The sequence below is a fragment of the Streptomyces sp. NPDC048606 genome (assembly GCF_040650855.1).
Lineage (GTDB): Bacteria > Actinomycetota > Actinomycetes > Streptomycetales > Streptomycetaceae > Streptomyces.
This window is the reverse complement of sequence record NZ_JBEZIB010000006.1, coordinates 102,627-126,206: the sequence shown is the minus strand read 5'-3', so window position 1 is coordinate 126,206 and position 23,580 is coordinate 102,627. Positions and strand designations below refer to the sequence as shown.

Sequence of the window (23,580 nt, the reverse complement as noted above, 5' to 3'; positions counted from 1 at the left end):
GTCAGATGACGCAGGGTCGTTCCCGTGCGGCCCCGCCCGGATCCGGTCCGGGACGGGATCCGGGGCCCGGGCCCGAGCCGGGCCCCGGGCCCGGATGCGGCGTCGGGCCCGGCGTCGGGTCCAGGTAGACGCGGCGGATCGCCGGGAAGACCTCCCGCAGCTGGTCCTCCGCGTCCTCGCACGCCGCCTCCACCTGGCGGGCCGAGGCCAGGTCGTGGAAGTCGATCTTCGCGGCGATCAGCACCTCGTCGGGGCCCTGCACGAGGGTGGTCAGCTCCAGCACCCCCTCGATGTGCGGCACCGACAGCAGTTCCTCGCGGACCGCCGCCCGCATCCCGGGCGGCAGCGGACGCCCGATCAGGTACCCGGCGTTCGAGCGCCCCAGCTCCCAGGCCACCGCCACCAGCAGCAGCCCGATCAGCAGCGACGCCACCCCGTCGTAGACCCCCGAACCGGTCAGTTGGGCCCCCAGGAGTCCGCCCGCAGCCAGCGCGAGGCCGATCAGCGCGGCGACGTTCTCCAACAACACGGCCTTCACCGCCGTGTCCGGGGTGTGCTTCACGTACACGGCGAACGGCGCCCGCAGCCGCGCCGCCTCGGCGCGCATCTGCCGCCAGGCGACCAGCAGGGAGTAGCCCTCCAACACGGCGGCGACGGCCAGGACGACGTACGAGAGCGTCGGGTCGCCCGGCTCCTCCCCGTGCGTCAGGGTGTGGACGCCGTCGTAGACGGCGAAGACGGCGCCGCCCACGAACGTGGCGACCGCGGCCAGCAGCGCCCACACGTACCGCTCGGGTCCGTACCCCAGCGGGTGCGCCTCGTCCGCCGGTCTCGCGCCGCGTTTGAGGGAGGCGAGCAGCAGGACCTCCGTGACCGTGTCGGCCACCGAGTGCGCGGCCTCGGAGAGCATCGCGCTCGATCCGCTGACGACCCCGCCGAGCGCCTTGGCGGCGGCGATCCCGAGGTTGGTGATCACGGCGACGACCACCGTGCCCACGCTCTCGCCCGGGTCCGTGCCGGACGCCCGGGCGGCCGACCCCGTCTCCGGTGTTCCGCTGTCGGTCATGAAGTGACGGTATGTCCGATACGGGTGCCCGTGCGGGCGGCGCGGCGACGGGTCAGGCCCGCGGCACCCGCACGACGCCCTCCTGGATCACGGTGACGGCCAGCCGGCCGTCCTGCGTCCAGATCCGGGCCTGGCCGAGGCCCCGCCCGGCGGAGGCCGAGGGCGACTCCTGGTCGTAGAGGAGCCATTCGTCGGCGCGGAAGGGGCGGTGGAACCACATCGCGTGGTCCAGGGAGGCGCCCACCACGTCGCCGACGGCCCATCCGCCCCGGCCGTGCGCGAGCAGCACCGAGTCCAGCAGCGTCATGTCGGACACGTAGGTGGCCAGGCAGGTGTGCAGCAGCGGATCGTCGCTCTCCAGCTTGCCCGCCGTGCGGAACCACACCTGGGTGCGCGGCTCCACCGGCTCGCCCACGCTGCCCCACGGCGGGGTGGTGGCGTAGCGCAGGTCGACGGCGGCGCGCGCGTCGAGGAGGCGTTCGACCGTCCCCGCGTCCCGGAAGATCTCCCGGTAGGCGGGCAGGGACTCGGCGGCCGTCGGCAGGGTCTCGGGGTCCGGGGCGTCCGGCATGGCGCTCTGGTGGTCGAGGCCCTCCTCGTACGTCTGGAACGACGCCGAGAGGTGGAAGATCGGCTGGCCGTGCTGGACGGCGACGACCCGCCGGGTGGTGAAGGAGCGCCCGTCGCGGATCCGGTCCACCGAGTACACGATGGGCGCGCCGGCGTCCCCGGCGCGCAGGAAGTACGAGTGCAGCGAGTGCGCCGTGCGGTCCGCGGGGACCGTACGGCCGGCCGCGACCAGCGCCTGGGCCGCGACCTGACCGCCGAAGACCCGCGGTACCAGCGCCGAACGGCTGGTACCGCGGAAGATGTTCTCCTCGATCTGCTCCAGGTCGAGCAGGTCGAGGAGCGTCGTCAAAGCCTCGTTCATGGAGGTGGAGTAAGCGCCCCGGGGGGACTTACAGACCCATGGACTTCGCGATGATGGACTTCATGACCTCGCTGGTGCCGCCGTAGATGCGGTTCACGCGGTTGTCGGCGTACAGGCGGGCGATCGGGTACTCGTTCATGTAGCCGTAGCCGCCGTGCAGCTGGAGGCACTTGTCGATGACGCGGTGGGCGACCTCGGTGCAGAACAGCTTCGCGGAGGCGGCCTCGGCGGCGGTCAGCTCGCCGGCGTCCAGGGCTTCCAGGGCGCGGTCGGCGACGGCCTCGGCGGCGTCCACCTCGGCCTGGCAGGAGGCCAGTTCGAACTTGGTGTTCTGGAAGTGGGCGACCGGCTTGCCGAAGACGGTGCGGTCGGTCACGTACTGCTGGGCGAAGCGGATGGCGGCCTTGGCCTGCGCGTAGGCGCCGAAGGCGATGCCCCAGCGCTCGGAGGGCAGGTTCGCGCCGAGGTAGTAGAAGCCCTTGTTCTCCTCGCCGAGGAGGTCCTCGACCGGCACCTTCACGTCGACGAACGCCAGCTCGGCGGTGTCCGAGGTGCGCAGGCCCAGCTTGTCCAGCTTGCGGCCGATGGAGTAGCCCTCGGACTTGGTGTCCACGGCGAACAGGGAGATGCCGAAGCGGCGGTCCTGCTCGCTCGGGGCGGAGGTGCGGGCGCAGACGATCACGCGGTCGGCGTGGACGCCACCGGTGATGAAGGTCTTGGAGCCGTTGAGGACGTAGTGGGTGCCGTCCTCGGAGAGCCTGGCGGTGGTCTTCATGCCCGCGACGTCGGAGCCGGTGCCCGGCTCGGTCATCGCCAGGGCCCACATCTCCTCGCCGGAGACGAAGTTCGGCAGGTAGCGCTTCTTCTGCTCGTCGGTGGCGAGCATCTTGATGTAGGGCAGGGCGAGCAGCACGTGGACGCCGGAGCCGCCGAAGTTGACGCCCGCGCGGGAGGTCTCCTCGTAGAGGACGGCCTCGAACTTGTGGGTGTCCAGGCCCGCGCCGCCGAACTCCTCGGGGACGTTGATGCCGAAGATGCCCAGCTCGCCGAGCTTGTAGTAGAAGTCGCGGGGCGCCTGGCCGGCCTGGAACCAGTCGTCGTAGACGGGGACGACCTCGGACTCGATGAAGTCGCGGATCGTCTCGCGGAACGCCTCGTGGTCCTCGTTGAAAACGGTACGGCGCACGGCCGGGCTCCCTTCGGTCGCGGCGGTCCGCCGCCTTGGCTAAGCGCTTGCTCAGATTAAGTTACCGGCGGGTTGTGGATCCTGTCCAGATGTCCGGAACGCGAGCCCCGCCACATCGGGGTACGGACCTCAGCCGGTCGGCGGCGCCGGTTCCTCGGGCGGGTGGCCGGGCGGGCCTTGGGGCGGATGCCCGGGCGGGCCTTCGGGCCGGCACCCGGACGGCGCCGCGACCGGGTGCTCGGCCAACACCGCGTGGGTCAGCCCGAGTCCGGCGCGCAGGACGACGTCGCGGCGCGCCGGGTGGGCCGCCCGGTGCTCCGCCTCCAGGGCCAGGGCCCGTTCCAGCGCGGCCGTGTGCTCCTCGCCGCGCAGCGCCAGGTCCACCGCCCGCGCGCTCGCCCCGATCGCCGGGGCCAGCGCCCGGACGGCCGGGTCCGGCGTACGGGCCTCCAGCTCCCGGGCGAGGAACAGCAGGGCGGGCGCCGTCCGGGCCGCCAGGCGCAGCCGGGCGCGCAGCGTGGCGGAGCGGCCGGGAGCGGGCCGTCGCGGGGGCAGCAGCAGGGTGCGGCCCGTCCTGCGGTCCAGGACGGCGGACACCTCGTGCGCCCGGTGCCACAGCGGCGACGGGTTCACGAGCCCTGCGGGCCCGGGCGCCGCGGACCCGGCGGCGGCGTGCGCCGCGAGCCGCTCCAACCGGGCCCCGAGCGCCAGGCGGTACGCCTCCAGCCCGGCGGCCGCCTCTCGGAACGGGTCGGGGGGCCACAGCAGCGGCCCCAGCAGCGCCACCACGGCGATGCCGACCGCGCTCTCCTCCAGGCGGGCCAGCGGGTAGCCGGCCACGGGGGTGGAGTAGATCACCAGGGCGCTGACCAGCACCTGCTGGTTGGGGGAGCCGCCGCGGCGCAACAGGTACATCCCGGCCGTGGCGCACACCATCAGGACCGGGAACGACAGCGGCCGCCCCGCCGGCAGCCAGTGCAGGACGGCCACGCTCACCAGCACGCCCACCACCACCCCCACCAGGCGGTCCAGCGCCATGCGGGGCGCCGCGAACACGTCGTCGCGCAGGATCAGCACCGCGGGCAGGGCGGCGGGCACGGGCGCGGTGCTCGTGCCGAGCCACACGCACAGGTACCAGGGGAGGACGGCGCACACCAGCAACCGGGCCGCCGGTGCGAGGCGCCCGCCGAGGGCCCGTCCCTCGGGCGCGCGCCGCGCGCGGGAGCCCCGCCCCCACGCCGATACGGACATGCCGGACATGCGGCACATCGTAGGGGCGCGGCCCGCCTCCGCCCCGCCGTCAGCCGGTCGGGGGCCCCGCGTGGCGCAGGGCGAACCACAGCTCCATCCGGGTGTCGGGGTCGTCCAGGTCGAGGTCCAGGAGGCCGGCGCAGCGGGCGATCCGTTGGCGCACGGTGTTGCGGTGCAACTCCAGGGCGGCGGCCGCGCGGTCCCAGCCGCCGTGGTGGGCCAGCCAGGCGCGCAGGGTCGCGCGCAGGGCGGGGGAGAGGGGCGCGAGCAGGGCCTCGGCGTGCGCGCGGGCCTCGGCCTCGCCGACCAGCCCCGCGAGGCCGGGCTCGGTGTGGCGGGCGAGCGGGGTGCGGGCCGCCTCGGCGCGCTCCAGGGCCCGCCGTGCCTGCGCGTCGGCCCCGGGCAGTTCCCCGGGCGCCGCCGGGGCGCTCACCCCGAGGCGCCAGCCGGGCCGGGCGGCCGGCTCCCGGTCGGTGAGCAGGCGTACGCCGTCCCCGCGCGGGTCCAGCAGTACGGTGCCCAGCGCCGCGGCGAGCTCCCGCGGATCGGCGCCGCCCCGGGCGTGGACGGCGTACCAGGGGCCCGGGCCCAGGGCCGTCGCCGGGTCGCCGTCGAGCAGCAGCCGGGTCAGGGCGGCGGCCTCGTCCCCGGCCGGGCGGTCCGCGGTCAGCAGGGTCAGCAGCACCGACCCGGCCGAGGCGATGGTGTGGTCCCCCGGCGCCCGGGTCGGCGCGGCCAGCGCCAGCACTCGGCCGCCGCCGACGGCGTACGCCGACAGGTGCGCCCCGCCCAGCACGTCGGTGGCGGTGGCCGCGCCCCCCGAGGCCACCCGGGCCGCCAACGCCTCCACCGCCCGCCGGGCCTCCGCCCCCGGCGCCACCCCGGCGCAGGGCGCAGCGGAGGCGGCGGTGCGCGGGGCCCCCGGGCCGGGCGACGAGCCCCCGGCGGCGTTCGCCCCCGCCGCCCCGCTCCGGGGCGCGGCGGTGGCTCCGGCCGGTCCCGCGACTCCGGTCGGGCGCGCGGGCCCGGCGCCGGGCGTCGCGAAGGCCGCGGTGGTGCGCGGGGCCCCCGGGCCGGGCGACGTGGCCCCGGCGGCGTCCGCGAAGCCGCGGCCGGGCCCGCCGCCGGGTTCCGTCGGCGCCGTCGTCTCCCGGGGGGACGGGGTCGCGCCGGGGGGTGCGGGGGTCGGGCCCGGGCCGGGGGTGATCAGCGCCGCCCAGCCGCCCAGGGCCGCCGCCAGGCGGGACAGGACCGCCGCCACCGGGTCCGGGCGCGCGGCCGCCGCCGCCAGGGCCTGCTGCGCCTCGGCCACCCGGCGCAGCTCACCGGTCCGGGCCTCCGCCATCAGCCGCCACACCGCCCGGCCCACCGCGGCGAACGGCGTCCGCGGCGGCACCTCGACGAGCGGCAGCCCGTGCCGGGCGCAGGCCTCGGCCAGCGCCCGCGGCACCGTCGCGTGCACCGGCGTGACCCCGAACCCGACCGCCGCCACCCCGGCCCGCGCCAGCCGCGCCACGTACGCCTCCGCCTCGGCCGCGTCCCCGCCCGCCCCGGCCGGTTCGGCGCCCGCGGTCAGCAGCAGCTCGCCGCCCAGCACGTACGGCGAGGGGTCCGCCATCTCCGAGGCGTGCACCCCGTGCACGTCCGCCTCGGCGGGGCCGGCGAGCCGGAGCAGCCCCAGCTCCCGGTCGCGCAGCAGGGCCCCGAGGGCGACCGGCGGCGTGGGGGGCGCGGCTTCCATGGATACTCCGTACACAAAAGAGGGGGCTGATGGATGAAACGTACACTTCGTATGCCCGAGGTGTCCGCTTACGCTCGAAGGACCGCACCGTAGGACCACCAGAAGGGCACCCCATGAGCACGCAGCCGCGCGGCCCCGTCGACTCCTCCCGCATCCCGCGCTACGCGGGCCCGGCGACCTTCGCCCGGCTGCCCCGCCTGGACGAGGTCGGCTCCGCCGACGTCGCCGTCGTCGGCGTGCCCTTCGACTCCGGCGTCTCCTACCGCCCCGGCGCCCGCTTCGGCGGCAACGCCATCCGCGAGGCCTCCCGCCTGCTGCGCCCGTACAACCCGGCGCAGGACGCCTCCCCGTTCGCCCTCGCGCAGGTCGCGGACGCCGGTGACATCGCCGTGAACCCCTTCAACATCAACGAGGCCGTCGAGACGGTCGAGGCCGCCGCCGACGAGCTGCTGTCCTCCGGCTCCCGCCTGATGACCCTCGGCGGCGACCACACCATCGCCCTGCCCCTGCTGCGCTCCGTCGCCAAGAAGCACGGCCCCGTCGCCCTGCTCCACTTCGACGCGCACCTCGACACCTGGGACACCTACTTCGGCGCCGAGTACACCCACGGCACGCCGTTCCGCCGCGCCGTCGAGGAGGGCATCCTCGACACCGAGGCCCTCTCCCACGTCGGCACGCGCGGCCCGCTGTACGGCAAGCAGGACCTCGACGACGACGCCAAGATGGGCTTCGGCATCGTGACCTCCGCCGACGTCTACCGGCGCGGCGCCGACGAGGTCGCCGACCAGCTGCGCCAGCGCATCGGGGACCGCCCGCTCTACATCTCCATCGACATCGACGTGCTCGACCCGGCACACGCGCCCGGCACCGGCACCCCCGAGGCGGGCGGCATGACCTCCCGCGAGCTGCTGGAGATCATCCGGGGCCTGTCCTCCTGCAACCTGGTTTCGGCCGACGTCGTCGAGGTCGCCCCGGCGTACGATCACGCCGAGATCACCTCGGTCGCGGCCTCGCACACCGCGTACGAGCTCACCACGATCATGAGCCGTCAGATCGCGGCGGCGAAGGCGAAGTAGCGAACGCGCGAGGGCGCGAGCGCGCAGCAGGAAGGGCGAACGAGCTCCCGTGACGCACGACCACGACCTGGTACTCCGTCCCACCGAGGCCCAGACGGCGGCCGCCCTGGCGCCGCCACCGGGCCGCACGGGCGGGGACCTGGTCGTGGAGACGCTGCGCGGCCTCGGCGCGACCACCGCCTTCGGTCTGCCGGGGCAGCACGCCCTCGCCCTCTTCGACGCGGTCGGCCGCTCCGACCTGCGCCTGGTCACCCTCCGGGTGGAGAACAACGCCGGCTTCGCGGCCGACGCGTACGGCCGCCTCACCGGCGAGGCCGTGCCGCTGCTGCTGTCCACCGGGCCGGGCGCGCTGACGGCGCTGCCCGCGCTCGCCGAGGCGGCGGCCGGCTCCGCGCCGGTCCTCGCGATCTCCTCCCAGGTCCCGACCCCGGGACTGGGCGGGGGCCGTCGGGGCCACCTGCACGAGCTGCGCGACCAGGCGGCCTCCTTCCGGGACGTGGTGAAGTCCGTCCACCTCGCCCGCACCCCCTCGCAGATCCCCTCGGTGATCGCCGAGGCCTGGGAATCGGCGCTGACGGCGCCCTTCGGCCCGGTCTGGGTGGAGATCCCCGAGGACGTACTGCGTGCGGAAACGGTCCTGCCGCAGGTCACGGGCATGGACGCGACCCCCCACGAGCTCGCCCCGCGCCCCGAGCTGACGGCGCTGGCCGCGCACTGGCTCTCGAACGCCTCCCGCCCGGTCATCATCGCCGGCGGCGGCGTCGTACGCGCCGACGCGGCGGGCAAGCTGAAGCAGCTCGCGGAACGCCTGGACGCCCCCGTCGTCACCACCTTCGGCGGCAAGGGCGCCTTCCCCTGGAACCACCCGCTGTCCCTCCAGTCCTGGCTGGAGGACCGGCACACCACCGACTTCCTGGAGGACGCCGACGTCCTGCTGGTCGTCGGCTCGGGGCTCGGCGAGCTGTCCTCGAACTACCACACGTTCTTCCCCACGGGTCGGGTCGTCCAGATCGAGGCCGACCTCGGCAAGCTGGAGTCCAACCACGCGGCCCTCGGCATCCACGCCGACGCCCGCCTCGCCCTCCAGGCCCTCCTGGAGACCGTCGAACCCCGCACCGACGAGCAGGCCCCCGAGCGGGTGCGCGCGCTCCTCGCCGCCGTCGCCGAGCGACTCGCCGGCCAGGACCTGAAGCGCGAACAGGACCTCCTCGCCGCCATCCGCAAGGCCCTGCCGCCCCGCTCCCCCTCCTTCTGGGACATGACGATCCTGTCCTACTGGGCGTGGTCGGCCTTCGACCCGAAGCACCCCAACACGATGCACTCCGCGCAGGGCGCGGGCGGCCTCGGCTACGCCTTCCCGGCGGCCCTCGGCGCGGCCGTCGCCGAACCGGACACCCCGGTCCTCGCCGTCTCGGGCGACGGCGGGGCCATGTACTCGATCGCCGAACTGGCCACGGCCCGCCAGCACGACCTGGACGTCACCTGGCTGATCGTGGACGACGGCGGCTACGGCATCCTGCGCGAGTACATGACCGACGCCTTCGACGGCCGCACCGCCGGGACGGAACTGACCCGGCCCGACTTCGTCGCCCTGGCGGCCTCCTTCGGCGTCCCGGCCGCCGCCACCACCCCCGAGACGCTCGGCACGGACCTCGCCCGCGCCCTGAAGACCCCGGGCCCCTCCGTCCTGGTCCTCCCGACCACCCTCGCCATGTTCGCCCCCACCCACCTGGCCTGACCCGGCGGCACACGTACCCGCCCCCCTGCGCCCCCGCGCCCCGAAGGGCCGGGGGCGCCGGCACGTGGTCGAGCGGGGCTCGACACCCGGTCGGGGGAAGCTCGCGTGCCTTGCCCGGACGGCAGTGCGATTGTTGCGGGGGGATGAAATCCGCCGGTCGGGGCGTTGGGGGAGGCGGCAGAGCAGGACCTACGGGGAGGCGATCACGTGACGGCGGCCGGCGGGAAACAGGGCTGGGGCAGGCGGCTGACCGCCTACACCTGGCGGTACAAGGTCAACGTGCTGCTCGCGCTCGGGTCCTCGCTGGCGGGCATGGCCGTCATGGCGCTCGTACCGCTGGTCACCAAGGTGATCATCGACGACGTCATCGGGGACAAGACCCGGAGCATGACCCCTTGGGCGGGCCTGCTCATAGGCGCGGCCGTGCTCGTCTACGTGCTGACGTACGTACGCCGCTACTACGGCGGCCGGCTCGCCCTCGACGTGCAGCACGACCTGCGCACCGACATGTACGACACCATCGCCCGCCTCGACGGGCGCCGGCAGGACGAGCTGTCGACCGGTCAGGTCATCGGGCGGGCCACCACCGACCTCCAGCTGATCCAGGGCCTGCTGTTCATGCTGCCCATGACCATCGGCAACTTCCTCCTCTTCGGGATATCCCTCGGCGTCATGCTGTGGCTCTCGCCGCTGCTGACGCTGATCGCCCTGCTGATGGCCCCTGCCCTGTGGTTCATCGCCCAGCGCAGCCGCCGCAGGCTCTTCCCCGCCACCTGGTACTCCCAGGGCCAGGCGGCCGCCGTCGCCGGCGTCGTCGACGGGGCCGTGACGGGCGTCCGCGTCGTCAAGGGCTTCGGGCAGGAGGAGCAGGAGACCGGCAAGCTCCGCGAGGCCGGCCGCCGCCTGTTCGGCGGGCGGATGCGCGGCATCCGGATGAACTCCCGCTACACCCCCGCCCTCCAGGCCGTCCCCGCCCTCGCCCAGGTGGCGATGCTCGGCCTCGGCGGCTGGATGGCCACCCGCGGCCAGGTCACCCTCGGCACCTTCGTGGCCTTCTCCACCTACCTCGCCCAGCTCGTCGGCCCCGTCCGCCTGCTCGCCATGGTCCTGACCGTCGCCCAGCAGGCCCGCGCCGGCGTCGAGCGGGTCTTCGACCTCATCGACACCGAACCCGCGATCCGCGAGGGCGAACGGGAACTGCCCGCGGACGCGCCCGCCACCGTCGAGTTCGAGGACGTCCGCTTCGGCTACGACCCCGAGCGCCCCGTCCTCGACGGGTTCTCGCTGACCATCGCCGAGGGCGAGACCGTCGCCGTCGTCGGCGCCTCCGGCAGCGGCAAGTCCACCGTCTCCCTGCTCCTGCCCCGGTTCTACGACGCGGACGCCGGTACCGTCCGCGTCGGCGGCCACGACGTGCGCGAGCTGACGTACGACTCCCTGCGCGCCGCGATCGGACTCGTCCCCGAGGACTCCTTCCTCTTCTCCGACACCATCCGCGCCAACATCGCCTACGGGCGTCCGGACGCCGGCGACGAGGAGGTCCGGGCCGCCGCCCGCGCCGCCCAGGCCGAGGCCTTCATCGATGCCCTGCCCGCCGGCTGGGACACCAAGGTCGGGGAACAGGGCCTGACCCTCTCCGGCGGCCAGCGCCAGCGCATCGCGCTCGCCCGCGCCATCCTCACCGACCCCCGGCTGCTCCTCCTCGACGACGCCACCTCCGCGGTCGACGCCCGGGTCGAGCACGAGATCCACGAGGCGCTGCGGTCCGTCATGGCGGGCCGCACCACCCTGCTGATCGCCCACCGCCGTTCCACGCTCGCGCTGGCCGACCGGATCGCCGTGCTCGACCGCGGCCGCCTCGCCGACATCGGCACCCACGAGGAACTGGAACGCCGCTCCCCGCTCTACCGGCGGCTGCTCACCGATCCCGAGGCCCTCGCGGCCGGCTCCCCGCGCACCCCCGACGTACCGGCCATGGCCGAGTTCGAGCGGGAGATGAAGCGGGACGCCGAGTGCGCCATCGAGCGGGACATCGAGGTCGAGGCAGAGATCGACGCCGAACCGGTCAACGCCAAGCGGCGCGTCGCCGACGGGGTCACCCCCGAGCTGTGGCGGCGCCGGGACCGCGTCGAGAGCTCCCCCCTGCCCGGGGCCACCCCCGAACTCCTCGCGCAGGTCGCGGCCCTGCCGCCGACCGACGACGAACCGCGCGTCGACGAGCGGCGGGCGGCCTCCGCCGAGGACAGCTACAACCTCCGCCGCCTGCTGCGCGGCTTCTGGGCCCCGCTCGCGATCAGCCTGGGCCTGGTCGCCCTCGACGCCGGATCCGGGCTGCTGCTGCCCATCCTGATCCGCAACGGCATCGACGAGGGCGTCGAACAGGCCGCCCTCGGGGCCGTCTGGGTCGCCACCGGGCTGGCGCTGGCCGTGGTCCTGTCCCAGTGGGTGGCGCAGTTCGCCGAGACCCGGATGACCGGCCGCACCGGCGAACGCGTGCTGTACTCCCTGCGCGTCAAGATCTTCGCCCAGCTCCAGCGCCTGGGCCTGGACTTCTACGAGCGCGAGCTCACCGGCAAGATCATGACGCGGATGACCACCGACGTCGACGCCCTGTCCACCTTCCTCCAGACCGGCCTGGTCACCGCCGTCGTCTCCGTCCTGACCTTCTTCGGCATCCTCGTCGCCCTCCTCGTCCTCGACCTCGAACTCGCGCTGATCGTCTTCGCGACCCTGCCCGTCCTGGTGATCGGCACGATCGTCTTCCGCCGCAGGTCGGTGGTGGCCTACGAGCTCGCCCGCGACCGGGTCGGCCTGGTCAACGCCGACCTCCAGGAGTCCGTCGCGGGCCTGCGCCTGGTGCAGGCCTTCCGCCGGCAGGGCGCGGGCCGCGCCCGCTTCGCCGAGCGCAGCGACTCCTACCGCGAGGCGCGGGTCCGGGGCCAGTGGCTGATATCCGTCTACTTCCCCTTCGTGCAGCTGCTGTCCTCCGGGGCGGCGGCGGCCGTGCTGATCGTCGGCGCGGGACGGGTGGAGGCGGCCACCCTCACCACCGGCGCGCTGGTGGCGTACCTGCTCTACATCGACCTCTTCTTCGCCCCCGTCCAGCAGCTCTCCCAGGTCTTCGACGGCTACCAGCAGGCCACCGTCTCGTTGCGGCGGATCCAGGAGCTGCTGCGCGAGCCCACCACCACCCCGCGCCCCGCCGACCCCCGCCCGGTGTCCGCGCTGCGCGGCGAGATCGCCTTCGAGGACGTGCGCTTCCAGTACGGGACGGCCGAGGAGCGCGGCGAGAAGGGCGACGCGCTGGCCGGGATCACCCTGCGGATCCCCGCCGGGCAGACCGTCGCCTTCGTCGGCGAGACCGGCGCCGGGAAGTCCACGCTGGTCAAGATGGTGGCCCGGTTCTACGACCCGACCTCCGGCCGGGTCACCGCCGACGGCACGGACCTGCGGGAGCTGGACCTGACGGCGTACCGCCACCGCCTCGGCGTCGTCCCCCAGGAGTCGTACCTCTTCCCGGGGACGGTCCGCGACGCCATCGCCTACGGGCGGCCCGACGCGAGCGACGCGGAGGTCGAGGCCGCCGCCCGCGCGGTCGGCGCGCACGACATGATCGCCACGCTCGACGGCGGCTACCTGCACGCCGTCACCGAGCGGGGCCGCAACCTCTCCGCCGGCCAGCGCCAGCTGATCGCCCTGGCCCGGGCCGAACTGGTCGACCCGGACGTGCTGCTGCTCGACGAGGCGACGGCCGCCCTGGACCTGGCCACCGAGGCGCAGGTCAACCGGGCGACGGACCGGCTCGCGGGCAAGCGCACCACCCTGGTGGTGGCGCACCGCCTGACGACCGCCGCCCGGGCGGACCGGGTCGTGGTCATGGACCGCGGCCGGGTCGTGGAGGACGGCAGCCACGCCGAGCTGCTGGCGCGCGGCGGGCGCTACGCCGGCCTGTGGCGCACCTTCGTCGGCGAGGACGAGCGCGCGGCGGCCTGACGACCGGCGCGGCGGCCGGTCGCGGGGGCGCCCCGGGGGATCAGAGCTCGCCGAAGAGCAGGTTCCCCGGGGCGTCCTCGTCGTCACCGGTGTAGTACTCGCGCACCGCGTCCAGGAGCTCGTCCACCGACAGGAAGCCGTCGTGGTTCCTGTCGATCCGCGCGAAGAGGGCCTCGGCCGCCGCAGGCTCCAGCCGGGTGTCGAAGGCGGTCTGCGCCGTGTGGAACTCCTCCAGGCTGATGCGGCCGTCGCCGTTGGTGTCGACGACGGTGAGCAGGGCCTGCGCCATCGGCCGGAAGGAGCGGTCGTAGGCCGCGCCGCCGTCCTTGTAGAGGCGGGTCATGCCCAGGGAGTACTCCTCGGGCGTGACCTTGCCGTCCCGGTCCAGGTCCAGCTCGGTGAACAGCTCGTGCCAGAAGCCGACGAGCCCGTCGATGGCCGCGAGGGCCTTCGGGGAGTCCTTCGGCTCGCCGAGGGCCGCCAGGAGGCGGGCGCCGAGCGCGATGATGTCGTGCTCGTCGATGACACCGCTGTTGTCGGCGTCCAAGTGCGCGAAGGCGCGCTCCAGCTTGCGGTCGAGCAGGTCGTTCGTCATGGCGGATGCCTTTCCCGGCGATGGGTGGAGCGGCTACGTTGTGGGGTCGTTCGATCGCCTAGCGTAATGTCACCGTTGATCGCGAACTCCCGTTGTGCGGCTGGGAAGTTGCCGATGCACTCGTACGAGCTATGGCCGACCGCCGGGTCCGGCGCGCGGCCCCGCCGTGCAACCTTCCGGGGGCTCCGGGCGTCGTACGTCCGTGCGTGTTACGTACGACCGATCGGGGGGTCAGCATGGGGCGGTACGGCGGGATCAGGGGGAGGCGGGGGCGGGGCCGGGGGCGGACCGTGCGCCTCGCCGTGCTCGCGGCGGTGATCTGGCCGGCCGTCGGACTCGTCGGCCAAGGGCCCCTCGGGCCGCCCGCCGCCCAGGCGGCGACCGGCGGCTGCGCCGGACGGCTCGTCAAGGTGCTGCCGTTCTCCACCGGTGAGGTGCGGGTCTACAAGACGCGCACCCAGGTCTGCGCGACGGCGGTGGCCGAGCGGCCCGGGGAGCGGCGCCCGATGTCGGTGAGCGTCCAGCCGCGTGGCGGAATCGCCGTGGGCGATGCGGGGCAATTCACCCGCTACGCGGGCCCCGTCACCGTCGGCGCGATCAACCGGTGTGTGTATGTAAGGGGCGGCGTGGCGTCCGGATCCGTGGAGTCCGGCTGGATCCTGTGCTGACGGCGCGTCCCAACTGGGTCTGGTCAGCCATGTGTTGACCCGGCTAGGTTCACGTGCGACCGCAGTGAACTGAAGGGGAGGGTGAATGCGCAAGACGCTTGGCCGGCTGCTGCCGCTCACGGTGGTGATCGCCACCATGGGCACAGTCGGCTTCACGGCTCAGACGGCCACCGCCGCGGAGCCGGGCGCGGCTTCGGCCACCACCGGGCAGACCGCCGCCGCGGACATCAAGGACCGCGTCCTCGCCATACCGGGCATGAGCCTGATCGAGGAGAAGCCGTACCCCGGCTACCGGTTCTTCGTATTGAACTACGAGCAGCCGATCGACCACCGGCAGCCGTGGAAGGGCACCTTCAAGCAGCGCATCACCCTGCTGCACAAGGACGTCTCGCGGCCCACCGTGTTCTTCACCTCGGGCTACAACGTCAACACCAGCCCGCGCCGCTCGGAGCCGACGACCATCATCGACGGCAACCAGGTGTCCATGGAGTATCGATTCTTCAACCCGTCGCGCCCCGACCCGGCCGACTGGTCCAAGCTGGACATCTGGCAGGCCGCCAGCGACCAGCACCGCATCCACACCGCCCTGAAGAAGATCTACTCCAAGAACTGGATCTCCACCGGCGCCAGCAAGGGCGGCATGACGGCGACCTACTACGAGCGCTTCTACCCCAACGACATGGACGGCGTCGTCGCGTACGTCGCCCCCAACGACGTCGTCAACAAGGAGGACTCGGCCTACGACCGGTTCTTCGCCAAGGTCGGCACCAAGGAGTGCCGCGACCGGCTGAACGCCGTGCAGCGCGAGGCGCTCGTGCGCCGCGAGCCGCTTGAGGCCAAGTACGCCGCCGCGGCCGCCGAGAACGGCTGGACGTTCAACACCGTCGGCAACCTCGACAAGGCCTACGAGGCCGTCGTCCTGGACTACGTCTGGGCGTTCTGGCAGTACAGCCTGCTGTCCGACTGCGCCGCAATCCCGGACGCCAAGACCGCCACCGACCAGCAGATCTGGGACACGGTCGACGGGATCTCCGGCTTCTCGGCCTACTCCGACCAGGGCCTGGAGACGTACACCCCGTACTACTACCAGGCGGGCACGCAGCTCGGTTCGCCCGACATCAAGCAGCCCCACCTGGCGGGCCTGAGCCGCTACGGCTACCAGCCGCCGCGCAACTTCGTGCCCCGCGACATCCCGATGACCTTCCGGCCGGCGGCCATGGCGGACGTCGACACCTGGGTGCGCAACAACGCCGAGCGGATGCTCTTCGTCTACGGGCAGAACGACCCGTGGGGCGCGGAGCCGTTCCGCCTCGGTTACACGACGCGCGACAGCTACGTGATGACCGCGCCGGGCGCCAACCACGGGGCGAACGTCTCCAAGCTCCAGGAGGGCGAGAAGACCCTCGCCACCGCGCGGATCCTCCAGTGGGCCGGCGTCGCGCCCGCGCTCAACCCGCTCGGCACGCCGAAGGCGCAGCCGCTGGCCGCACCGGACGCGCAGCTCGACCAGCGCGACCTGGAGCGCGAGCCGCAGCTGCGGCCGTAGCGCCCGGGGCGACGGCGCCGCCGGCCTGCCCGGTCGGCGGCGCCGTGCGCCAGGGTCTGTCGTCGAACTCCTGTCGTCGCCCGGCGGGCAGGCGGGAGTTTGACGACAGGCCCTACGGGGTCGGCGCCCCGTACGAGAGCCCGTGGCCCAGCGGGTAGCGGCCCGGCACCGGTACGGGCAGGCGGCCCGTAGGCCGCCGCGCCCCGGTGAGGACCCGGGCCGCCGCCCGCATCTCCACGTCCGTCCAGGTGTACGTGGCCAGTTCCGCCGCGCACGCCGGGAGCCGGGCCGGGTCGTAGGGGTTGCGGACGGCCACCAGCACCACCGGCACGCCCGTCGCGACCAGGTCCGCCACCAGCGTCCGCTGCGGGCTGTCGCCCTCGGGCACGTTGTACGTGCACACGAGCACCGCCGCGTGCCCCGGCGCCGCCGCGACCGCCCGGGCCGGCGGGAGGGCCGTCGCCCGGCAGCCCAGGGCGGTGAGCTCGCGGGCCAGGACCGTCGTGGGGGGACCGGTGGTACCCGACGGGGAGGCCGGATCCGTGCCGGTGACCAGCAGCCGGGGCGCCTTCGTCGCGTCCAGCGGGAGCAGGGCGCGCGGGTTGGCCAGCAGGGTGGTGCCGGCTGCGGCGATCTCGTCGGCGGCGCTCAGGTGCCCGGCCGCGCCGACCTGCGAGGCGACCTCCTCCGGCGAGGTGTAGGGGTCGTCGAACAGACCCCGCCGGGCCTTCAGTTCGAGGATGCGCAGGACCGATGCGGCGATCCGCTCCCGCGTCAGCTCGCCCGACTCCACCGCCGCGAGCACCGACCGCCGGGCGAGTGCGAGGTCCGGGGCGTTCAGGAGTTGGTCGCAGCCCGCCTTGACGGCCAGGACCGGGATCCGGTCGTCCCCGTACTTCTCGCGCACCCCGGCCATGTCGAGGGCGTCGGTGACCACCACGCCCCGGAAACCCAGGCGTTCGCGCAGGATGCCGGTGACGATCGGCCGGGAGAGGGTCGCGGGATCCCCCGAGGGGTCGAGCGCGGGGAAGACGATGTGCGCCGTCATCACGGCGTCCACGCCCGCCTCCACCGCCGCGCGGAAGGGCGGCTCGTCCAGCTCCTCCCACTGCTCCCGGGTGTGTCGCATCACCGGCAGGCCGACGTGGCTGTCGGTCTCGGTGTCGCCGTGGCCCGGGAAGTGCTTCGCCGTCGCCGCCACGCCCGCCGCCTGGTAGCCCCGCACCTGGGCGGCGGCCAGCTCCGCGACCGCGCGCGGGTCCGAGCCGAAGGACCGTACGCCGATCACCGGATTGGCCGGATTCACGTTGACGTCGGCCACCGGGGCGTAGTCCTGCCGCACGCCGAGCGCCGCGAGCTCGATCCCCGCGACGCGGGCCGCCCGGCGGGCGTCGGCGACGGAACCGCCCGCGCCCAGCGCCATCGCCCCCGGCAGCAGGGTCGCGGGGCGCCCGATCCGGGCCACCGCACCGTGCTCCTGGTCCACGGAGAGCAACAGCGGGACGCCGGCGCCCGAATCGGCAGCCGCCCGCTGGAGACCGTCCGACAGGGCGGCGATCTGCTCCGGGGCGCGGGTGTTGTGGGCCCAGGTGAAGTAGACGACCCCGCCGAGGTGGTGACGGGCGACCACCTCGGCCGCCGTGCGCACCCCGAAGTGCTTCCGGTTCAGCTCGGCGTCCTCGGGATCGGGATCGGTCGCGGAATGCCCGTAGACCCGGGACACGAACAGCTGCCCCACCTGCTCGTCCAGGCTCATCGAGGCGACCAGTCGCCGCAGCCGCGCCCGGTCCGGGTACCCGCCCGGCGGCCGGTCGGCGGAGCGGGGGTCGTCCGGGGCCGCGCCCCGGCGCGGATCCACGGAGGCGGAGGCGGCGGCGCCGGCGGCGGTCACGGCGGCCGCTGCGGCGGCGGCGAGGAGGGCCCGGCGGGAGGCGTGGTAGGGCACCCGCCGGACCCTACTGCGGGGCGGGGCCCGCCGGGTGGGGGACACTCGGATCCTGCTCCGGACGGGGGCCGGTATCGGCCACGGCCGGCCAGTGCTCCCGCAGGGCCCGGACCGTCTCCGTGATGGCGGGGCGGCGGGCCGCGCCCGTCCGCCACAGGGCGTACAACCGCCGTACGGGGCCCGGCTCCAGGCGGACGGCCACCGCTCCCGGCGGCAGCGCGCCCGTCCCCAGCCGGGGCACGACCGCGACCCCGAGTCCGGCCGCGACCAGCGCGACGAGGGTGTGGTTCTCCTCGGCCATGTGCGCGATGTCCGGCTCGAACCCGGCCGTGCGCAGGGTCCGCACCAACCAGTCGTGGCAGACCCGGCCGGGCGGCTGGCACACCCAGCGCTGGCCCCCCAGGTCCGAGCGCCGCACCGCGCGCCGGGCGGCGAAGGGGTGCCCGGCCGGGACCACCAGGTCGCACCGGTCGTCCCCGATCAACGCCTGCTCCATGCCCTCGGGGGCGGGCAGCGGCGCGATGTCCCAGTCGTGGGCCACAGCCAGGTCGGTGACGCCCCGGGCCACCAGGTCCACCGACAGGTGGGGGTCGACCTCCGTCAGCCGTACGTCGAGCGCGGGGTGCCGGCGGGCCAGGTCGGCCAGCACCGCCGGCAGCAGCCCCCGGGCGGCCGAGGCGAAGGCGGCCACCGTGAGCCGCCCCTCGGGCTGCCCGCGCCGCTCCTCCAGGGTGGTCTCGGCCCGCTCGACGATCGCCAGCAGCTCCCGCGCGGTGTCGGCGAGCCCCCGGGCCTCGTCGGTCAGCGCGACCCCGCGCCCGCGCCGTTCCAGCAGCGTCGTACGGGTCTCCCGCTCCAGTTTGGCGATCTGCTGCGAGACCCCGGAGGGGGTGTAACCGAGGGCGGCCGCCGCGCCCGCGATGGAGCCGTGGACGGAGACGGCGTACAGGGCGCGCAGCCGGGACAGGTCGAGCATGCGCCCATCGTAGGCCGGGGTCCGCCGACGGGATCCGTAAGCATCTCTTCATCCATCCCGGAAGAGATCCGCGCTGGTGCTACATGGTCGAGGCGTCGATGCTCGGAGCATGCGTCCCGTACACACCGCGCTCGCCGTGCTCGTCGCCGCCGTCTGGGGTTTCAACTTCGTCGTCATCGAGATCGGTCTCGACCACTTCCCGCCGCTGCTGCTGTCCGCCCTGCGCTTCCTCGTCGCCGCCCTGCCCGCCGTGTTCTTCGTCGGCCGCCCCAAGGTGGCCTGGAAGTGGATCCTGGGGGTCGGCGCCGCCCTCGGCATCGCCAAGTTCGGGCTGCTGTTCACCGGCATGGCCGCCGGGATGCCGGCCGGCCTGTCCTCCCTGGTCCTCCAGGTCCAGGCCGTCTTCACCGCCGTCCTCGCCGCCCTGCTGCTGCGCGAACGGCCGGGCCGGGTCCGGCTGCTGGGCATGGCCGTGGCGCTGGCCGGGATCGCGGTGGCCGCCGTCGACCGGGGCCTCTCCGGGCCCGTCACCGGCTTCGTGCTGGTGGTCGCGGCCGCCGCCTGCTGGGGCGTGTCCAACGTCCTGACCCGCAAGGCCGCCCCGCCCGACGCCCTGAACTTCATGGTGTGGGTGTGCACGGTCCCGGTCCTGCCCCTCTTCGGGCTGTCCCTGCTGCTGGAGGGGCCCGAACGGGACCTCGCCGCGCTGCGCGCCCTGGACTGGTCCGGGGTCGCCGTCATCGCCTACGTCGCCTGGGTGTCCACCGTCTTCGGCTTCGGCGCCTGGGGGTACCTGCTGCGCCGCTACCCGGCCTCCGCGGTGGCCCCGTTCTCGCTGCTGGTGCCGGTCTTCGGGATGTCCTCGGCCGCGCTCGTGCTCGGCGAGGGGGTGAGCGGGGCGCGGTGGGTGGCGGCCGTGCTGCTCGTGGGCGGGGTGGCGCTGACCTCGTGGGCCCCGGCCCGAACCGCCGCCGCCGGTGCGCCCGCGGGATCCGGCGCCTCCGACGTGTCCGGTGCCCCGGTCGCCCCCGGGGTCAGGCCGGGGAGTCCGGCTGGAGCGGGAGCCGCCAGTCCTGGCCCGTCAGGCTCACCCCGTACGAGCGGTGCGGGCGCTGCGCGATCAGCGTGAACCCGGCTCGCAGGTAGAGGGCACGGGCCTCGACGAGGACGTCGTTGGTCCACAGCACCAGATCGCGGTAGCCCACCGAGCGGGCGAAGGCGATCACGGTGTCGACCAGCAGCGTGCCGACGCCGCGGCCCCGGCCGGCCGGGTCGACGAGCAGGAGCCGCAGCCGGGCGGTCCCGGGGGTGCCGTCCTCGCGCACGCACATCACGGACCCGACGGGCCTGCCGTCGAGTTCGGCGATCCACACCCGCTCCACGTGGGGGTCGTGGTCCTGGGCCCAGTCCCCGACGATCCGGGCCACCAGCCCCTCGAAGTCGGCGTTCCACCCGTACTCGGAGGCGTACAGCGCCCCGTGGCGCTGCACGATCCACCCCAGGTCACCGGGGAGGGGGTCCCGCAGCCGCACGTCCTCAGCCATGGGGTCACTGTAGGGGGCCCGCCGGCCGGGCGGGCCCCCGAACGGGCTACTTCCCGCCGCCGCCGAGGATCTGGCCGAGCAGGTCGCCGAGGCCGCCGGCGCCCGTACCGCCGGCGCCCGGTGCCGCGCCCGGCCCGCCGGTGGCGCCGCTCGCGGTGGGGGAGCCGCCCGCGGCGCCCTTGCCGGCGGAGGCGCGCTTGGCGAGGACGGCCAGCACTACCGGGATGACCATCTCGATGACGCGGGCGACGGTCGGGGCGGGGATGCCCGTCTTCTTCGACACGGCGTTGGCGACGGGCCTGCTCACCTTGGCGAGCACCCCGGCCATCATGCCGCTGCCGAGCATGCCGCCCAGGCCGCCCAGGGTGGCCACGCCCTGGAGCGGGGCGTCGGTCGCCGCCACCTCCGCGAAGGCCTGGCGCACCTCCGCGCCGTCGTCGTCGTCCGCGTCGGCCTTCTGCCGGAGGTCGCCCGTCATGGCCCCGACGGTCTCGGTGACCGCCTCGCGGGCGCCGCCCGCGTCGGTGCCGAGGAGACCGGCGATCTCGTTCAGCCTGTCGTCGCCGAGTTCGCCCAGGACCTCGTCCTCGAAGGAAGATTCGCTCATGCCGGAAACGCTACTTGTGCGGCGATTTCGCGGCATCTCGTGCCACGCCGGGAGGGCCGTTGGGTAATGGGAAAGTAAAGTTCCGGATGTGCGTGCAACCCTCCGGGCGGGTGGCGGGTCAAAGGTTGCGTCGGGACTTCCGGGAGGGGATCCGGGGGGATCGGGAAGTCCGACAGTGGGAGGGGTAACCGTGAGGGGGCCCGGCCGTGAGGCCGGGCCCCCTTCGGTTCGTCCGGGCCCGGCCCGGTCGGCGGGCCGCCGATCCCGGTGGTCCGTGCCGGTCGTCGGTGCCGGTCGTCCGTCCCGGTTGTCCACAGACCCGGTGCCGTGTCGGCGGCGGACGGTAGCTTCGTGCCATGACAACCAGCGGGGCGGTGCAACCGGCAGTGGTCGAAGGGGTGCTGGAGCGCATCACCTACGCCAACGAGGAGAGCGGGTACACGGTCGCCCGCGTCGACACCGGCCGGGGCGCGGGCGACCTGCTGACCGTGGTCGGCGCCCTGCTCGGCGCCCAGCCCGGCGAATCCCTGCGCATGGAGGGCCGCTGGGGCTCCCACCCCCAGTACGGCAGGCAGTTCAGCGTGGACAACTACTCCACCCTGCTGCCCGCCACCATCCAGGGTATCCGCCGCTACCTCGGCTCCGGCCTCATCAAGGGCATCGGCCCCCGGATCGCCGACCGGATCGTCGAGCACTTCGGCCTCGACACCCTCGACGTCATCGAGACCGAACCGAAGCGGCTGATCGAGGTGCCGGGGCTCGGACCCAAGCGCTCGAAGCTGATCGGCGCCGCCTGGATCGAACAGAAGGCCATCAAGGAGGTCATGGTCTTCCTCCAGGGCGTCGGCGTCTCCACCTCCATCGCCGTGCGCATCTACAAGAAGTACGGCGACGCCTCCATCTCCGTCGTCAGGAACCAGCCCTACCGCCTCGCGGCCGACGTCTGGGGCATCGGATTCCTCACGGCCGACCGCATCGCCCAGTCCGTCGGGATCCCGCACGACAGCCCCGAGCGGGTCAAGGCCGGCCTCCAGTACGCCCTGTCCCAATCCACCGACCAGGGCCACTGCTTCCTGCCCGAGGAGCGGCTCATCGCCGACGGGGTCAAGCTCCTGGCGGTGGACACCGGGCTCGTCATCGACTGCCTCGCCGAACTCGCCGCCGACCCGGAGGGCGTCGTCCGGGAATCGGTGCCCGACCCCCAGGGCGGCCCGGACCCGCTCACCGCCGTGTACCTGGTGCCCTTCCACCGGGCGGAGTTGTCCCTGGTCGGGCAGGTCCGCCGGCTCCTGAACACGGAGGAGGACCGGATGCCCGGCTTCCGGGACGTCGACTGGGACAAGGCCCTCGGCTGGCTGGCCGGACGTACGGGGGCCACGCTCGCGCCCGAGCAGCGCGAGGCCGTCCGCCTCGCCCTCACCCGGCGGGTGGCCGTCCTCACGGGCGGGCCCGGCTGCGGCAAGTCCTTCACCGTCCGCTCCATCGTGGAGCTGGCCCGCGCCAAGCGGGCCAAGGTGGTGCTCGCCGCCCCCACCGGCCGCGCGGCGAAGCGCCTGTCCGAGCTGACCGGCGCCGAGGCCTCCACCGTGCACCGCCTGTTGGAGCTCAAGCCCGGCGGGGACGCGGCGTACGACCGAGACCGGCCCCTCGACGCGGACCTGGTGGTGGTCGACGAGGCGTCGATGCTGGACCTGCTGCTGGCGAACAAGCTGGTCAAGGCCGTGGCCCCCGGGGCGCACCTGCTGCTCGTCGGCGATGTGGACCAGCTGCCGTCGGTGGGCGCCGGGGAGGTGCTGCGGGACCTGCTGGCCGAGGGCGGTCCGGTGCCGGCCGTCCGGCTGACCCGGATCTTCCGCCAGGCGCAGCAGTCGGGCGTGGTCACCAACGCGCACCGCATCAACACCGGGCTGACACCCCTGACGGACGGCCTGCCGGACTTCTTCCTCTTCCCCGAGGAGGACACCGAGGCGGCCGGGGCGCTCGCCGTGGACGTGGCCGCCCGTCGGATTCCGGCCAGATTCGGCCTCGACCCGCGCCGCGACATCCAGGTGCTCGCCCCCATGCACGGGGGCCACGCCGGCGCGGGGAACCTCAACGGGCTGCTGCAACAGGCCATCACCCCCGCCCGGCCGAACCTGCCGGAGAAGCGGTTCGGCGGCCGGGTCTTCCGGGTGGGCGACAAGGTCACCCAGATCCGGAACAACTACGAGAAGGGGGCGAGCGGGGTCTTCAACGGCACCGTCGGCGTCGTCACCGGGCTCGACCTGGAGGAACAGCGGCTGACGGTGCGTACGGAGGAGGACGAGGACATCGCCTACGAGTTCTCCGAGCTCGACGAGCTGGCCCACGCGTACGCCGTCACCATCCACCGTTCCCAGGGGAGTGAATATCCGGCCGTCGTGATCCCGGTCACGACCAGCGCTTGGAGGATGCTCCAACGAAACCTGCTCTACACGGCCGTGACCAGGGCGAAGAAATTGGTCGTGCTGGTCGGATCGAGAAAAGCGCTCGGTCAGGCAGTGCGTACCGTTTCCGCAGGCAGGAGGTACACGGCGGTCGCCCCGAGGTTGTCCGGTCGCATACCGGTGGGAAACATCACCTAGATGATCGATCATTTGGGGTTCCCGCCACCGTGCGGAGGGGGCAGGATGAGCAGGTTGACGGCACTCAGTGCCGTCAAAAAGACCAAAGGCCGACCCCGAGTGCACTCTCCTGCG

At 74.1% G+C, this 23,580-nt stretch carries 16 protein-coding genes and 1 pseudogene; 7 read left to right on the top strand and 10 right to left on the bottom strand.

From position 1 onward, the window contains the following. Window position 1: 1 nt before the first annotated feature. From AB0D01_RS08910 to AB0D01_RS08890, 5 genes are all read right to left on the bottom strand, one after another. A complete protein-coding gene (locus AB0D01_RS08910) occupies window positions 2-1,066 on the bottom strand; it encodes a cation diffusion facilitator family transporter (protein ID WP_363054395.1) in 1,065 nt (354 codons plus the stop codon). Window positions 1,067-1,118: 52 nt separating this feature from the next. After that, the gene (gene tesB / locus AB0D01_RS08905; RefSeq protein WP_363054394.1) at window positions 1,119-1,997 is read right to left on the bottom strand and encodes an acyl-CoA thioesterase II; all 879 of its coding nucleotides are present in this window, start codon (window positions 1,995-1,997) and stop codon (window positions 1,119-1,121) included. Window positions 1,998-2,025: 28 nt separating this feature from the next. Beyond that, complete coding sequence (locus AB0D01_RS08900) at window positions 2,026-3,183, bottom strand: acyl-CoA dehydrogenase family protein (protein ID WP_363054393.1); 1,158 nt, start codon at window positions 3,181-3,183, stop codon at window positions 2,026-2,028. 129 nt (window positions 3,184-3,312) lie between these two features. Further along, the gene (locus AB0D01_RS08895) at window positions 3,313-4,443 is read right to left on the bottom strand and encodes an FUSC family protein (protein WP_363054392.1); all 1,131 of its coding nucleotides are present in this window, start codon (window positions 4,441-4,443) and stop codon (window positions 3,313-3,315) included. Between the two features lie 40 nt (window positions 4,444-4,483). Then, window positions 4,484-6,175, bottom strand: coding sequence for a helix-turn-helix domain-containing protein (locus AB0D01_RS08890; RefSeq protein ID WP_363054391.1), 1,692 nt, complete (start codon window positions 6,173-6,175; stop codon window positions 4,484-4,486). Window positions 6,176-6,288: 113 nt separating this feature from the next. Between AB0D01_RS08890 and speB the strand changes: the two genes are divergently transcribed. The 3 genes from speB to AB0D01_RS08875 all read left to right on the top strand — a co-directional run bounded on the left by speB (window position 6,289) and on the right by AB0D01_RS08875 (window position 12,982). Continuing rightward, window positions 6,289-7,251 carry an agmatinase gene (gene speB / locus AB0D01_RS08885; protein WP_363054390.1) on the top strand — a complete coding sequence of 321 codons (963 nt, stop codon included), beginning with the start codon at window positions 6,289-6,291 and terminating at the stop codon, window positions 7,249-7,251. A gap of 49 nt (window positions 7,252-7,300) precedes the next feature. Next, window positions 7,301-8,989, top strand: coding sequence for a thiamine pyrophosphate-binding protein (locus AB0D01_RS08880; RefSeq protein WP_363054389.1), 1,689 nt, complete (start codon window positions 7,301-7,303; stop codon window positions 8,987-8,989). A 207-nt stretch (window positions 8,990-9,196) separates the two neighbouring features. Further along, entirely contained in the window at window positions 9,197-12,982 is a 3,786-nt protein-coding gene (locus tag AB0D01_RS08875; RefSeq protein ID WP_363054388.1) for an ABC transporter ATP-binding protein, read from the top strand. 40 nt (window positions 12,983-13,022) lie between these two features. On the opposite strand, the gene AB0D01_RS08870 is transcribed toward AB0D01_RS08875, so the two are convergent. Further along, a complete protein-coding gene (locus tag AB0D01_RS08870) occupies window positions 13,023-13,577 on the bottom strand; it encodes an EF-hand domain-containing protein (RefSeq protein ID WP_363054387.1) in 555 nt (184 codons plus the stop codon). A gap of 290 nt (window positions 13,578-13,867) precedes the next feature. On the opposite strand from AB0D01_RS08870, the gene AB0D01_RS08865 reads away from it, so the two are divergent. Further along, window positions 13,868-14,245, top strand: coding sequence for a hypothetical protein (locus tag AB0D01_RS08865; RefSeq protein WP_363054386.1), 378 nt, complete (start codon window positions 13,868-13,870; stop codon window positions 14,243-14,245). Between the two features lie 85 nt (window positions 14,246-14,330). Further along, complete coding sequence (locus AB0D01_RS08860; protein ID WP_363054385.1) at window positions 14,331-15,791, top strand: aminopeptidase; 1,461 nt, start codon at window positions 14,331-14,333, stop codon at window positions 15,789-15,791. A 112-nt stretch (window positions 15,792-15,903) separates the two neighbouring features. On the opposite strand, the gene AB0D01_RS08855 is transcribed toward AB0D01_RS08860, so the two are convergent. Both AB0D01_RS08855 and AB0D01_RS08850 read right to left on the bottom strand, forming a co-directional pair. Beyond that, a complete protein-coding gene (locus tag AB0D01_RS08855; protein WP_363054384.1) occupies window positions 15,904-17,736 on the bottom strand; it encodes a glycoside hydrolase family 3 N-terminal domain-containing protein in 1,833 nt (610 codons plus the stop codon). Between the two features lie 10 nt (window positions 17,737-17,746). Then, on the bottom strand, window positions 17,747-18,712 hold the full coding sequence (locus AB0D01_RS08850; protein ID WP_363054383.1) for a LysR substrate-binding domain-containing protein: 966 nt from the start codon (window positions 18,710-18,712) through the stop codon (window positions 17,747-17,749). 109 nt (window positions 18,713-18,821) lie between these two features. Here AB0D01_RS08850 and AB0D01_RS08845 point away from each other — a divergent pair, with 109 nt between their 5' ends. Beyond that, window positions 18,822-19,841, top strand: a complete 1,020-nt coding sequence (locus AB0D01_RS08845) for an EamA family transporter (RefSeq protein WP_363054382.1) — start codon at window positions 18,822-18,824, stop codon at window positions 19,839-19,841. Here AB0D01_RS08845 and AB0D01_RS08840 read toward each other — a convergent pair. Then, window positions 19,747-20,250: pseudogene (locus AB0D01_RS08840) on the bottom strand (GNAT family N-acetyltransferase); the annotation flags it as partial. The gene AB0D01_RS08845 and the pseudogene AB0D01_RS08840 overlap by 95 nt on opposite strands. A 52-nt stretch (window positions 20,251-20,302) precedes the next feature. Beyond that, on the bottom strand, window positions 20,303-20,863 hold the full coding sequence (locus AB0D01_RS08835) for a DUF937 domain-containing protein (RefSeq protein WP_363054381.1): 561 nt from the start codon (window positions 20,861-20,863) through the stop codon (window positions 20,303-20,305). A 356-nt stretch (window positions 20,864-21,219) separates the two neighbouring features. On the opposite strand from AB0D01_RS08835, the gene AB0D01_RS08830 reads away from it, so the two are divergent. Next, window positions 21,220-23,466 (top strand): ATP-dependent RecD-like DNA helicase, encoded by a 2,247-nt coding sequence (locus AB0D01_RS08830; RefSeq protein WP_363054380.1) that lies wholly within the window; start codon window positions 21,220-21,222, stop codon window positions 23,464-23,466. The last annotated feature ends 114 nt before the right edge of the window (window positions 23,467-23,580 follow it).

Coding starts and splice junctions, on each gene's coding strand:
- AB0D01_RS08850 (WP_363054383.1), bottom strand. CDS start 18,712: ATGCTCGACCTGTCCCGGCTGCGCGCCCTGTACGCCGTCTCCGTCCAC.
- speB (WP_363054390.1), top strand. CDS start 6,289: ATGAGCACGCAGCCGCGCGGCCCCGTCGACTCCTCCCGCATCCCGCGC.
- AB0D01_RS08910 (WP_363054395.1), bottom strand. CDS start 1,066: ATGACCGACAGCGGAACACCGGAGACGGGGTCGGCCGCCCGGGCGTCC.
- AB0D01_RS08835 (WP_363054381.1), bottom strand. CDS start 20,863: ATGAGCGAATCTTCCTTCGAGGACGAGGTCCTGGGCGAACTCGGCGAC.
- AB0D01_RS08895 (WP_363054392.1), bottom strand. CDS start 4,443: ATGTCCGGCATGTCCGTATCGGCGTGGGGGCGGGGCTCCCGCGCGCGG.
- AB0D01_RS08845 (WP_363054382.1), top strand. CDS start 18,822: ATGCGTCCCGTACACACCGCGCTCGCCGTGCTCGTCGCCGCCGTCTGG.
- AB0D01_RS08830 (WP_363054380.1), top strand. CDS start 21,220: ATGACAACCAGCGGGGCGGTGCAACCGGCAGTGGTCGAAGGGGTGCTG.
- AB0D01_RS08860 (WP_363054385.1), top strand. CDS start 14,331: ATGCGCAAGACGCTTGGCCGGCTGCTGCCGCTCACGGTGGTGATCGCC.
- AB0D01_RS08870 (WP_363054387.1), bottom strand. CDS start 13,577: ATGACGAACGACCTGCTCGACCGCAAGCTGGAGCGCGCCTTCGCGCAC.
- AB0D01_RS08890 (WP_363054391.1), bottom strand. CDS start 6,175: ATGGAAGCCGCGCCCCCCACGCCGCCGGTCGCCCTCGGGGCCCTGCTG.
- tesB (WP_363054394.1), bottom strand. CDS start 1,997: ATGAACGAGGCTTTGACGACGCTCCTCGACCTGCTCGACCTGGAGCAG.